Source organism: Paraburkholderia sp. BR10923 (assembly GCF_040948765.1).
GTDB lineage: Bacteria > Pseudomonadota > Gammaproteobacteria > Burkholderiales > Burkholderiaceae > Paraburkholderia > Paraburkholderia youngii.
Genome location: NZ_JBFPKO010000006.1, coordinates 103,341 through 115,989, shown reverse-complemented (window position 1 = coordinate 115,989; position 12,649 = coordinate 103,341). Strand labels below are relative to the sequence as shown.

Here is a 12,649-nt window from a genome sequence, read left to right as displayed (position 1 = left end):
CGGGGAGCGCCCTCACCATCCTTGTCGCCTGCATCGATCGCTCGTACAAAAACATCAATGCGAACAGTGTTCGTATATAAGTATAATCGAAACGATACATGCAACCGGAGACGTTCATGCAAGCAGAAGTACTCTCCCCGCAGGCACACCGAGCGCAACGCGTAGCGGGACCACCACGTGGGTTCACGATCGCGATCCTGCTTGCCGCGGTAGCGGCTTCGTCTGGCATCACCGTCATCTATACGGTGCTGGTCACGCTCTACAAGGCCTTTCCTGCGTCGAACTCCGTGAGCTGGACCGTGACCGCATACTGGCTCGGCTCGGCCGCCTTTGCAGCGGTGAGTGGGCGACTCGGTGACCTGTTGGGCTACCGCAGAATCCTGCTGGTGGTGATGTCTGTCGCTGCGGTCGGCGCAGTCGTCGCGGCGTGCGCGACCGACGTCGGCATACTCGTCGCGGGTTGTGCGATGCAATCGATCGCGGCAGGCATCACGCCGCTCTCAATCGGGTTGGTTCGTGAGAACCTGCCACCCGCCAGGGTGCCTGCCGCGGTCGGATTGATCAGTGCGGCGGGAATGGTGTCGGCGGGGCTGATTTACATCTGCGCGGGCGTCGTCGTGGATCATTATTCGTGGCAGGGCGGCTTCTGGTTCAAAGTCGCGCTGTGCGTCGTCGCCGTCGCCGCCGTACGCGCGTGGGCACCACCGTCTCCGCCGAATCCCGGCGTCCGGATCGACTACATTCGAGGCCTTGCGTTCGCTCCGGCACTGTGTGCCATCCTCTTCGCAGTGCAGGAAATCCGCGCGTGGGGACTCGGCGATGTGCGGCTATGGGCTTTGATCGTTGGCGGGATGATCGTGCTCGGACTCTGGGCACGCCATCAACTCGGAGCCCGTCATCCGCTCATCAACGTACGTCTGCTGAAAATGCGCGAAGTCGTATTGGCGAATGCATGCATGGCATTCCTCGCGGCTGGCGCCATGCAGTTGGGACAGGTTTTCTCGCTGCTCGCCCAGCAACCTGCCGGCACGCACGCCGGATTCGGGCTGAGCGCAACGACGGCTGGACTGCTGATGTTTAGCATCAACATCGTCGCGCTGGTCGCAAGCCCGTGGAGCGGCCGTGTTGCGGCCCGCTACAAGGCCCGCCCCGCTGCCATGATCGGCATGCTCATACTGGCCCTGGCCTGGGCCTCACTGATCGTGCTTCATCGCAACCTGCTGCTCTTCGTGCCAGGTGCGGTGCTGTGCTCGTTCGGCCTCGCCTTTACGAGCACTGCGCTGTACAACCAGATCGTGGAAACGACGCCTGCACATCAGACAGGCGAGGCAACGGGCATGCTCTACGTGTTCTTCTCGTGTTTCTTCGCGGTAGGCGCCCAGGCGGTCTTTTCACTACTGCGCAGCGCGACGGCCGGACACAGCGGTGCATCGTTTCCCGCCGATAGCGGCTATGTTTCGGTATTCGTCTACATTGCCTGCAGTTCGATTGCCGGACTGCTGATCGCTTCCATGCTGCCGAAGCGTCGTACCAACTGATTGTCGTTTCGATCGATGCGTTGGGCTTAGGTGCAACGCATCTCAAACTGCGCCACGCCCACTGCGCGGTGAAGCACGCGCTTCACCGCGCAGCCGACCGCCTGGCCAGTCACTCCTCTTCTGCTTGCCCCAACGCGGACGCCCGCTGAGCGACTCTGATCATGTTCTCTTCGAGTCGATGACGTTCGCGGTCGAAGCGCTCGAGCGGCGCACCAATCGCCATCGCCGCGATCACATTGCCATTCGGCCCGAAGATCGGCGACGACACACCGGCGGAATCCGGCAGCAGTTCGCCGCGACTCACCGACAGGCCGCTTTGGAGAATATGATCGAGTTCGTCACGCAGCGCCTTCTTCGTTGCGATCGTTTGCGGCGTGCGGCGCTCGAACTTGACCGACTTCATGTAATCGGTAACGAAAGCGTCCGGTGCGTGGGCCAGCAGTACGCGTCCCGCAGCCGTGCAATAGAGCGGGCGACGCAGACCGATGTGCATTGAATAGCGCACCGATTGCTCGCTTTCGATCACGTCGACATAGGTGATCTCTTTGTGCTCGGCGTCAAGGACACCGATATACACGGTTTCATTGGTGCTCTTCGAGAGATCCACCAGAAACGGGCGCAGCATCTTCGAGAAGTTCCACGCGGCCATCACACCCGCGGACAACCGGAAGATCGACGGCCCTAAACGATAGCGGCCTGCGTCGTGCATCAAGAACCCTTCCGCCACTAGAGGCCTCAGCAGATTGAGCAGGCTGCTCTTGGGTGACTCGAGGGCGACGTTCAGTTCTGCCAGCGACATACCGTCCGGAGACTTCGCCAGAACATCGAAAATTCCGAGGAGTCGGGTCAGCGAGCGCGGCCCGCTGACGTCCCGGTCCGCCGGCGCTGAGGTCTCTTTCAACATGATTTTCCCCATGAATTGACTGTATCGATTATACGGGAACTATTCACATAGTTTTACAACGATCGCAATGTGGCACACTTTTGCGCCATCCGAATTCGGGAATACGCCAGGGCGCCCCCTCTCTCTGCTTGCGCTATAGTTGAACGACGTTCATAAAATTGGAATGCAGGGCATCACCTTCCGGAACATCCTTAAGGTGCGCATGCACGTCGAACAACAAGATTCACCATCACTTCTGGACTCACACATGCACCCGAAAAAACTGGCAGAAAAGGTCGCCATCGTGACCGGAGGCGGGCAAGGCCTCGGACTCGGTATTGCTCGCGCTCTCGCTGCCGAGGGAGCGAGCCTGGTCCTGACTGGTCGTACGGAGGCCAAACTCACGCAGGCCGCCGAAGAATTGACCGCCCTCGGTTCACAAGTGCTCGTGGTGCCCGGTGATACGCGCAATCGCGCCGACGCCGTTCGGACAGTCGAGCTTGCCGTCGAGCGGTTCGGACGTGTAGACGCGCTTATCAACAATGCGCAAAGCAGCAGCCCGGGTGTACCAGTTGAGTCTGTTACCGACGATGACTGGAGTAATACGCTCGAGTCGGGCCTATACGGTACGCTGTATTTCATGCAAGCCGTATTGCCGCAGATGAAGTCGCGAGGCCGCGGCGCCATCATCAACTTCGGTTCACGCACCGGCATCGAAGGTCTCAAGGGGTTCGGCGCGTACGCCGCAACCAAGGAGGGCATTCGTGGTCTCTCGCGCGTCGCGGCGCGCGAATGGGGCGCCTATGGCATTACCGTCAATGTAATTTGCCCGGCAGCGCTAACGCCTGCTGCCGAAGCCTACCTCGAGGCCAACCCCCAGGAACGCACCCGCTATCTCTCTGAAATTGCAGTTGGGCGCTTCGGCGATCCTCAGCGCGATATTGGACGAACAGTTGCATTTCTGTGCAGTGACGACGCTAATTTTATAACAGGGCAGACTATCAGTGTGGACGGCGGGCAGTCAATGCTTTAGTGCGTCTTTTTGAACGTAGTGCAATATATGAAACGAACAGTTGCATTTCGATAGATTAAGAAATGATCTAACTAAACAGATCGTTGCATTATCGCGAACTTCGATCCGAGAAATGATTTTGCGCCCGGCGCGTAACACCAAGATCGAAGAGTGATCAGGGACGACTTCTCCTCTCACACACTTCGCGAGAGCGTGTGGAGTTTGGCCTTGGCTGCGGGACACCGAGCCAAGGCGTTTTTTTCATCGCTGGTTTTTGATGTGTTCGTCGACGCAGGAGCGTTTGCACGTGCAGCCTCCAAGGCTCACCGTCGCCCGCAAAAACAATCAACGGCTTGTGGGGAAACGTCGAGTTGGATGCGCATCGCGAGAGAGCGACGCGCGAGAAGACCACCGAGCCGGCCCTCCAGAGCAATGCAGGGCCGGCTGCCCCGCGTCGCGCTAGAAGTTGGAGGCCGATCGCGGAGAGTGCGGTTTCGAACCGTCTGTTAAGAAGGTTCTTAAAACCATTCCGACGTGAAGGACGGCAAGTGCACGTCCATCCAGTCGAATTCGCTGCGGCAGTTCCCCCAGGCCCACGGCGGTGACTTCCCGCCTCGTCCGGCAGCGTCCGAACCTTGATGCGGGCGCGAGATGTCCCGGCCCTCCCTGTCCGAGTCGATTTTTCCTACTGCTGACTGGTCTGTACTTGCGATGCGACTATTGCCTGTCCCGGTCGTCATGACTCGCCCCCTAGCTGCAATTTTTTACCATTTCTTCGATTACCTTCTTCGCATCGCCGAACACCATCATCGTCTTGTCCATGTAGAAGAGCTCGTTGTCGAGGCCCGCATAACCCGCGGCCATCGAGCGCTTGTTCACGATGATCGTGCGCGCCTTGTACGCTTCGATGATCGGCATGCCCGCGATCGGCGACTTCGGATCGTTCTTCGCCGCTGGATTCACCACGTCGTTCGCGCCGAGCACCAGCACTACGTCGGTCTGGCCGAATTCGTTGTTGATGTCCTCCATTTCGAACACGAGGTCGTAGGGCACCTCGGCTTCCGCGAGCAGCACGTTCATGTGACCGGGCATGCGGCCCGCCACGGGGTGAATCGCATAGCGCACGTCCACGCCCTTTTCGACGAGCTTGTCGGTCAGTTCCTTCAGCGCATGCTGCGCGCGCGCCACCGCGAGACCGTAGCCCGGCACGATCACGACACTCTCGGCGTTGCCCAGCATGAACGCCGCATCATCGGCGGAGCCCGACTTCACCGGACGCTGCTCCTGCGCGCCAGCCGCTGCCGCTGAGCCAGCCTCGCCGCCGAAGCCGCCAAGCAGCACGCTGAAGAACGAGCGGTTCATCGCGTGGCACATGATGTACGACAGAATCGCGCCGGAAGAGCCCACGAGCGAACCCGCGATGATCAGCATCGCGTTGTTCAGCGAGAAGCCGATACCCGCCGCGGCCCAGCCCGAGTAGGAGTTCAGCATCGACACGACCACCGGCATGTCCGCACCGCCGATCGGAATGATGATCAGCACGCCGAGCACGAACGCGATGATCGTCATGATGATGAACGGTAGCCACGATTGCGTAAGGAAGAACAGGACACCGAAGCCGAGCATCGCGAGCGCGAGCATCAGGTTGATCAGATGCTGGCCGGAGTAGACCACGGGCGCGCCCTGAAACAGCCGGAACTTGTACTTGCCCGACAGCTTGCCGAAGGCGATCACCGAGCCGCTAAACGTAATCGCGCCGACGAAGGTGCCGATGAACAGCTCGATACGGTTGCCGTATGGCAGGAAGCCGGGATACGGCGCATCTTCTGCAACGAGCCCGAATGCGGCGGGATCGGAAACTACCGCGTACGCAATGCAGACAGCAGCAAGACCGATCAGCGAATGCATCGCCGCGACCAGCTCGGGCATCTTCGTCATCTCGACGCGTGCGGCGATATACGCGCCAAGACCGCCGCCCACCACGAGCGCCGTGAAAAGCAACGCAAGCCCGAGCCCGAGATTCGAGCCGAACTGCGCGGACTCCTTCACGATGAGCGCAAGGGTGGTGAGAATGGCGATCGCCATGCCGACCATGCCGAAGGTATTGCCAGCGCGCGCGCTCCTCGGGTTGGAAAGCCCTTTGAGCGCCTGAATGAAACAGACCGACGCCACCAAATAAAGCAGCGTAACGAGGTTCATGCTCATTTACGCACCCTCCTTGCCGGTGAGCTTCTTCGGCTCTTTCTTGCGGAACATCTCCAGCATGCGCCGCGTGACGAGGAATCCGCCGAACACGTTGACGGCCGCGAGCAGCACGGCGAACGTGCCGAAGAACTTGCCCGCCCCGCCCACGGTCAGTCCCGTTGCCAGCATCGCGCCGACGATGACGATCGCCGAAATCGCATTGGTCACGGCCATCAGCGGCGTATGCAGAGCAGGCGTGACGTTCCAGACCACGTGATAGCCGACGTAGACGGCTAGCACGAAGATGATCAGATTGATGACCGTATGATTGATCACTTCCATTCCTGTTCTCCTTCTCGTCATGCCTTGCGCGTGACCTGGCCGTCACGGGCCAGCAGCGTAGCCGCGACGATGTCGTCCGCGGGATCGATGTTGAGGATGCCCTCCTTCGTGACGATCAGCTTCAGGAAGTCGAGCAGATTGCGCGCGTAGAGCGCGGAGGCATCGGCGGCGACCATCGAAGCGAGGTTCGTGTAGCCGCAGATCTGCACCCCATGGTGCGTCACGACCTTGTCGGCCTCGGTGAGGGGGCAATTGCCGCCGCGCCGTCCCGTGGCCTGCTCGGCGACCGGACCGCGTCCCGCCGCGAGGTCGATCACGACCGAGCCCGGCTTCATCGCCTGCACGGTTTCCGAAGGCAGCAGCGTCGGCGCGTCGCGGCCCGGAATCAGTGCGGTCGAGATGACAATGTCGGCCTGCTTTGCGCGCTCATGCACCAGCGCCGACTGGCGCGCGAGCCACGACGGCGGCATCGGCCTCGCATAGCCGCCGACACCCTGCGCGGCCTCGCGTTCCTCATCGGTTTCGAACGGCACGTCGAGAAACTTTCCGCCGAGAGACTCGATCTGCTCCTTGACCGCCGGGCGCACATCGGAAGCTTCGATCACCGCGCCAAGGCGCCGCGCCGTGGCAATGGCCTGCAGACCCGCCACGCCCGCACCAAGAATCAGCACGCGCGCCGCCTTCACGGTGCCTGCGGCGGTCATGAGCATCGGCATGAAGCGCGGATAAAGGTTCGCAGCCAGGAGCACCGCCTTGTACCCGGCGATATTGGCCTGCGAGGACAGCACATCGAGGCTCTGTGCGCGCGTCGTGCGCGGTGCGGCTTCGAGCGCGAACGCGGTGACGCCAGCCGCGGCGAGTGTGGTCGCATTGTCGGCGTTGAAGGGGTCGAGCATGCCGACGAGCACCGAACCACGCTTCATCAACGGCAATTCGCTCTGCGTTGGCGACTGAACCTTGAGCACGAGGTCCGCGCCGAAGGCGGCAGCCGCGTCGGCTACCCGCGCGCCCACGGCGATGTACGCCTCGTCAGGATAGCTCGCGCCAATTCCCGCCCCGGTCTGGATCGTCACCGTGTGTCCCTGGGCGACGTATTTCCTGACTGTTTCGGGTGTCGCGGCCACACGGCTTTCGTTCGCCCGCGTTTCCGCGGGGATTCCAATGTGCATCAAAGTACTCCTGATTGCATATGGGTGGTATGAACGTACCCACGAGGCCTGCTGCGGGAGGCAGCAACCATTCGACCTTCGGGCGCAACGCACCCCTCAAGGAACTGATGGGTAATCCATAAAAAAAAGCGCACCCTCGAAGAATGCGCTTCACAGGCTTTTCCGCGCTCTATAGAACTTTCTTTTCGCGCAGAGCATCGATATCGGGCTGCGACATACCGAGCACGTCACGCAGCACGTCGTCCGTATGTTGGCCGAGCGTCGGCGGCGCGCCGTATGAATCGATAGGCGTGCCCGACATCTTGACCGGATTCGCCACCATACGAACGGCCTGATCTGTGAGCGGGTGCGCGACTTCCACGCACATCGCGCGTGCTTGCACATGCGGATCTGCGAACACCTGTTCCAGATTGTTGATCGGTCCAGCCGGCACTCCGGCGGCGTCGAGTGCCGCGAGCAGTTCATCGCTCTGCCATTCGACGATCAGCGGCTCGAACACTTCGCCCAGTGCACGACGATTCTTCACGCGCAGAGCGATCTCGCTGAATCGCGGATCAGTAGCAAGTTCGGGATGCCCGAGAACATTGCACATTCGCGTGTACTGCTCGTTGTTGCCGGCAACGATCATGATGTCGCGATCGGCGCAACGGAACATGCGGGACGGCATGCCACCATTGCCCTCGGTACCGCGCCGGATCGGAATCTGGCCAGAAACGAGGTACTGGCTTGCATAGTGCGATGTGGCAGCGATCATCGCGTCCAGCAATGCCAGGTCGATGTATTGCCCTTCGCCAGTACCGCCTTGCGCCGCGTCGCGGTGATAGAGGGCCGCGATGATCGCCGAAGCGGCGTACTGACCACAGAGGATGTCGGCAAGACTGGGCCCGGTTTTCATAGGGCCGCCGCCGGGCACGTCGTCACCGTTTCCGGTCACGCTCATCAAGCCACCCATCGCCTGGAAAATCGAGTCATAGCCCGGCCGTGGGCTATACGGTCCGGTCTGGCCGAACCCGGTTATCGAACAGTAGATCAGGCGCGGATTGACCAGCTTGAGGCTCTCGTAGTCGAGCCCGTAACGCTTGAGGTCGCCCACCTTGTAGTTCTCGAGCAACACGTCGCATTGCGCAGCCAGCGAGCGGATCAGCGCCTGGCCTTCAGGCGTAGAGATATCGCAGGTGATCGACTTCTTGCCGCGGTTCGCGCTGATAAAAAACGTCGACTCGCGCGTGACCTTGCCGACCCGATCCATCAGGAACGGTGGGCCGAATTGCCGCGAATCGTCGCCCTTTCCCGGACGCTCGACCTTGATGACCTCGGCGCCGAGATCCGCCAGCATTTGAGCCCCCCACGGCCCCGCGAGAATACGGCTCAGGTCGAGTACGCGAACACCCGCCAACGCGCCTTTTGTCATAACAAACTGTCCCCTTGAATTCGCACCGGCTGCGCCGGAAGCCATGCATCAGCGGCCGACGAATTTCGCCGCACGTTTTTCGATGAAGGACTGAACACCTTCCTTGGCATCTTCAGTGTTGTAGAGAAACTGCTGGGTCGACTGAATGGTCGCGTAAGCATCCTGCCAGCCTTGTCCCAGCGAAACCCGCGCGTTCTGCATCGTGGCCTGCACGGCTAGCGGTGCCTGCGCCGCAATTCGCTCTGCGATCGCGAGCGCCCGGTCGAACTCCTGCCCCGCGGGCACGACATCCTGCACGAAGTTCATGTGCCGCGCCTCTTCCGCGGTGAATTCGTCGCCAGTAAGTAGTACCTTCATCGCGTTGCCCCAGCCGGCACGCTGGACCATGCGGAACGTCGCACCACAACCTGCCATGATCCCCCGCTTGACTTCAAGCTGGGAGAAACGGCAGTTATCGGCCGCCACAGCCACTTCCGAAGCGAGCATCAATTCGACCGCAACCGTGAAACAGATTCCCTTGAGCGCAATGACGACCGGCTTGGTGCGCAGCGGCGCGCGCAAGTTGAACGGATCTACCTCGCCTTCAGGAAGCAGGGATTTCCCTTCCCGGCGCAATGGCGCGATCTTCGGCATGTCGAGCCCTGCCGTAAAGTGATCCCCTTCGGCGTAGACCAGCCCGCAAAAAATATCGCTGCTCTGTTCGAGCTGCGTGTAAGCCATGGCCAGTTCGCGGAACATCTTCGGGGTAAATCCGTTGCGCTTTTCCGGCCGGTCGATGCCCATCAAAAGCAGGTTCCCGCGCTGCTCAACGCGAATCTGTCCGTCCTCGTGACGAGTAGTCATGCAGTGTCTCCTCGCGGTGTTTCCCGTTAGTGAATCTGCCCTCGCGCTCAATTGACAAAGCCGGGCCTCACATTCAGAATCATAAACGTCGTTCAAATAATTGGCAACGTGCGGTACGCTTTGACGTAACCCGAACGGCGCGCCGCGGCCCACGAACCACGCGCGAGCAGCGTTGCCCCTCATTCCCTCAAGGAAGAAGCATGGCCTACGAGACGATCATCGTCGAAACGCACGGAAAAGCCGGCTTGCTCAGGCTGAACCGTCCGCAAGCCTACAACGCGCTGAACAACCAGCTGATGGACGAGCTGACGGCAGCACTCGACGACTTTGAAGCCGATCCCGCCATCGGCTCGATCGTGCTGACCGGCAGCGAAAAGGCGTTCGCCGCTGGAGCCGACATCAAGATGATGAACGAATGGACGTACATGGACGTCTACAAGAATCAGTTCATCACATCGAACTGGGAACGCACCTCGCGTTGCCGCAAGCCGGTCATCGCGGCGGTCGCGGGTCTTGCGTTGGGCGGAGGCTGCGAACTTGCCATGATGTGCGACTTCATTCTCGCCGCCGACAACGCCCGCTTCGCCCTGCCCGAAATCACGCTGGCGACCATTCCCGGCGCTGGCGGCACCCAACGCCTCACGCGCGTGCTCGGCAAATCGAAGGCGATGGAGATGATCCTCACCGGCCGCAAGATGGACGCTGTCGAGGCCGAACGATGCGGCCTCGTAAGCCGCATCCTGCCGGTCGGCACGCTCGTCGAAGAAGCACTGAAAACGGCCGATGAAATAGCGCGATATTCGCAACCCGTCGTGGCGATGGCGAAAGAGTGTGTGAACCGCGCCTACGAATCCAGCCTCGCGGAAGGCATCCTGTTCGAGCGGCGCATGGCCTATTCGACCTTCGCCACCGCAGATCGAAAGGAAGGCATGGCAGCCTTCGCCGAAAAGCGCAAACCCCAGTTTCGCGATTGTTGAATCGCCAAGAACGCCACGCGCATCGTGGCAAACCGAGCACGCCAGGTCACGCGCGTCAGGCGCATTTCTCTGGCACCCACACTCCCTATCCAAGATTACAGGCGCGCGATGAAACCGTATGTCAACCGCATTACTGAATTACTCGGCATTCAATATCCCATCATTCAGGGCGGTATGCGCTGGGTGGCGCGAGCCGAACTGGCGGCGGCCGTGGGGAACGCGGGAGGGCTCGGGTTCATCTCCGCGCACACCCATGCAAGCGCCGATGCACTCGCGCGCGAAATCGACAAGGTGCGTTCGCTCACGGATAAGCCCTTTGGCGTCAACCTGACCGTTCTCGGCGCGAATGCCGGTCTCGACTATGACGCGTATGTTCGCACGATCGTGTCCCAGGGCGTCCAGGTCGTTGAAACGGCTGGCAGCAACCCCGCGAAATACATCGCCGAGTTCAAGGCACATGGCGTTAAGGTCGTGCATAAGTGCGTCACGGTTCGCCACGCGGTGAAGGCCGAATCGCTCGGCGCAGACGTCGTCAGCATCAACGGGTTCGAATGCGCGGGGCACCCTGGCGAAGACGATATCCCCGGACTAATCCTGATTCCCGCCGCAGCCGAAAAGCTCAAGGTGCCGATTCTCGCGTCCGGGGGCTTCGCCGATGGGCGCGGCCTGATGGCGGCTCTCGCGCTCGGCGCGGATGGCATCAACATGGGTACGCGTTTCATGCTCACGCAAGAATCGCCGGTCCACCCAGCGATCAAGCAACGTCTGCTGGAAGCGACCGAGCGCGATACCGTCCTGTTGGGCCGCTCGATCGGGGACCCGAGCCGCGTGGTCAAGAATAGCGTGAGCCTCGCCGCGCTCGAACTTGAGCGCAGCAAAAACGTGACGCACTCGGACCTGTCCGCACTGACCGGAGCACAGCGCTGGATGGATGCGTTCGCTACGGGAGAAGTCGAAGGCGGCGCTTTCCCCGCCGGTATCGTCACAGGCCTCATTCACGATTTGCCGACCTGCGCGGAATTGATCGGCCGCATCGTCAAGGAAGCCGCCGCTATTGCCCAACGCCAGCTAGGCTTCAGCGCTGCTCTGGCATGAAACTGACCGGCCTTCGCGTCGTGGACCTGTCGCAGTTCATGCCGGGTCCGTTCCTCGCTGCCAATCTCGCCGATCACGGGGCGCAAGTCATCAAGGTCGAACCGGTCACCGGCGACCCGACGCGCGGCGCACCCGGCACGGACGGCGCTTTCTTCGCGGCTATCAACCGCGGCAAGCTCAGCATCGGCCTCGACCTGAAGCATCCAGACGGACGCGAGGTCGCGCTAAAGCTGCTGAACGAGGCCGACGTCGTCATTGAATCGTCGAGGCCGGGCGTCGCTGCTCGCCTTGGTATCGACTACGACACGGTGAGCCGCGCGAACCCGAAGGTCGTTTATTGCGCGATTACCGCATTCGGCCAGACCGGCCCGCTCTGTCAATTGCCCGCACACGATCCGGTAGTTCAATCGCTTGCAGGTACGCTGCCGCGCGATGAGCGGGGAATGCCGATTGCCACCGGACCGTCGCTCGCCGCGCTGGCCGGTTCGCTGACGGCATTGTCCGCTGTGTTGATGGCGCTGCTGCGCGCCCGGGAAACGGGACGCGGCGACTACATCGACGTGTCGCTGTTCGATGCGGCGCTCACGGCACAGCCGTACCTGAGCGGCCGTTTGCTCAACATGCCGGCCGGGCAATCCTCGGAAGCGACCGAGGGCGATAGCGGACTCGCGATGCTCAGCACCTACGAGACCGCCGATTCGAAATGGCTCTGCCTCGGCGGCCGGGAATACAGTTTTGCCAGCAACCTTCTTACGCCGCTCGGCCGCCCCGATCTTGTCGCCGACGCGACCGGGCCGGCCGGTGAAGGCCAGATACGCGTTCGAGCATTCCTGACGCAAACATTCATCACGCGCACGCTCGATGAATGGCTCGATTGGTTCAAAGGCCGGAACGTCAGCGTCGCGCCGGTGCTCTCGACCGCGGAGGCGCTAAACCATCCACATGCTCATGAGCGAAGAATGGTCCAGACCGATCCGTCCGGACGCGCCCACATAGCGAGCCCGATTCATTTCCGCATGGAGCCCGCGTCGCCACCGCTCGCGGTTCCGGGACTGGGCGAGCACGCGGAGCTCGTCCTGCACAGCATCGGCTACAGCGAAGAGCGGATCGCGGAACTCGTTGCCTCGGGCGCCGTGCGGGGGCAGCACAACGAAGCGCATGACTTTGCGCAAGCCGCCAATTGACGCGAACAACA

Annotated in this window: 11 protein-coding genes; 5 read left to right on the top strand and 6 right to left on the bottom strand. The window is 61.4% G+C overall.

What is annotated here, in order from left to right; all coding sequences use genetic code 11:
* Positions 1-98 precede the first annotated feature (98 nt).
* Positions 99-1,538 carry an MFS transporter gene (locus tag AB3X94_RS13260; protein WP_368611767.1) on the top strand — a complete coding sequence of 480 codons (1,440 nt, stop codon included), beginning with the start codon at positions 99-101 and terminating at the stop codon, positions 1,536-1,538.
* Positions 1,539-1,647: 109 nt separating this feature from the next.
* Here AB3X94_RS13260 and AB3X94_RS13255 read toward each other — a convergent pair whose 3' ends face one another.
* A complete protein-coding gene (locus AB3X94_RS13255) occupies positions 1,648-2,442 on the bottom strand; it encodes an IclR family transcriptional regulator (protein WP_176111329.1) in 795 nt (264 codons plus the stop codon).
* Between the two features lie 139 nt (positions 2,443-2,581).
* On the opposite strand from AB3X94_RS13255, the gene AB3X94_RS13250 reads away from it, so the two are divergent.
* Complete coding sequence (locus tag AB3X94_RS13250) at positions 2,582-3,454, top strand: SDR family NAD(P)-dependent oxidoreductase (protein WP_368611766.1); 873 nt, start codon at positions 2,582-2,584, stop codon at positions 3,452-3,454.
* A gap of 729 nt (positions 3,455-4,183) precedes the next feature.
* Here AB3X94_RS13250 and AB3X94_RS13245 read toward each other — a convergent pair.
* From AB3X94_RS13245 to AB3X94_RS13225, 5 genes are all read right to left on the bottom strand, one after another.
* Positions 4,184-5,638, bottom strand: a complete 1,455-nt coding sequence (locus tag AB3X94_RS13245) for an NAD(P)(+) transhydrogenase (Re/Si-specific) subunit beta (RefSeq protein WP_368611765.1) — start codon at positions 5,636-5,638, stop codon at positions 4,184-4,186.
* Entirely contained in the window at positions 5,639-5,959 is a 321-nt protein-coding gene (locus AB3X94_RS13240) for an NAD(P) transhydrogenase subunit alpha (protein ID WP_018436118.1), read from the bottom strand.
* A gap of 17 nt (positions 5,960-5,976) precedes the next feature.
* Positions 5,977-7,128, bottom strand: coding sequence for a Re/Si-specific NAD(P)(+) transhydrogenase subunit alpha (locus tag AB3X94_RS13235; RefSeq protein ID WP_176111331.1), 1,152 nt, complete (start codon positions 7,126-7,128; stop codon positions 5,977-5,979).
* Positions 7,129-7,297: 169 nt separating this feature from the next.
* Positions 7,298-8,539, bottom strand: coding sequence for a CaiB/BaiF CoA transferase family protein (locus AB3X94_RS13230; protein WP_368611764.1), 1,242 nt, complete (start codon positions 8,537-8,539; stop codon positions 7,298-7,300).
* 48 nt (positions 8,540-8,587) lie between these two features.
* Positions 8,588-9,382: a crotonase/enoyl-CoA hydratase family protein gene (locus tag AB3X94_RS13225; RefSeq protein ID WP_176111333.1), complete on the bottom strand. Its 795-nt coding sequence runs from the start codon at positions 9,380-9,382 to the stop codon at positions 8,588-8,590.
* Between the two features lie 200 nt (positions 9,383-9,582).
* Between AB3X94_RS13225 and AB3X94_RS13220 the strand changes: the two genes are divergently transcribed.
* The 3 genes from AB3X94_RS13220 (at position 9,583) to AB3X94_RS13210 (ending at position 12,638) form a co-directional block, all read left to right on the top strand.
* On the top strand, positions 9,583-10,359 hold the full coding sequence (locus AB3X94_RS13220; RefSeq protein ID WP_176365545.1) for an enoyl-CoA hydratase: 777 nt from the start codon (positions 9,583-9,585) through the stop codon (positions 10,357-10,359).
* A gap of 108 nt (positions 10,360-10,467) precedes the next feature.
* Positions 10,468-11,454, top strand: coding sequence for a nitronate monooxygenase family protein (locus tag AB3X94_RS13215; protein WP_176111334.1), 987 nt, complete (start codon positions 10,468-10,470; stop codon positions 11,452-11,454).
* Positions 11,451-12,638, top strand: coding sequence for a CaiB/BaiF CoA transferase family protein (locus AB3X94_RS13210; RefSeq protein ID WP_368611763.1), 1,188 nt, complete (start codon positions 11,451-11,453; stop codon positions 12,636-12,638). Before AB3X94_RS13215 ends, AB3X94_RS13210 begins: the two co-directional genes overlap by 4 nt.
* Positions 12,639-12,649: the final 11 nt, after the last annotated feature.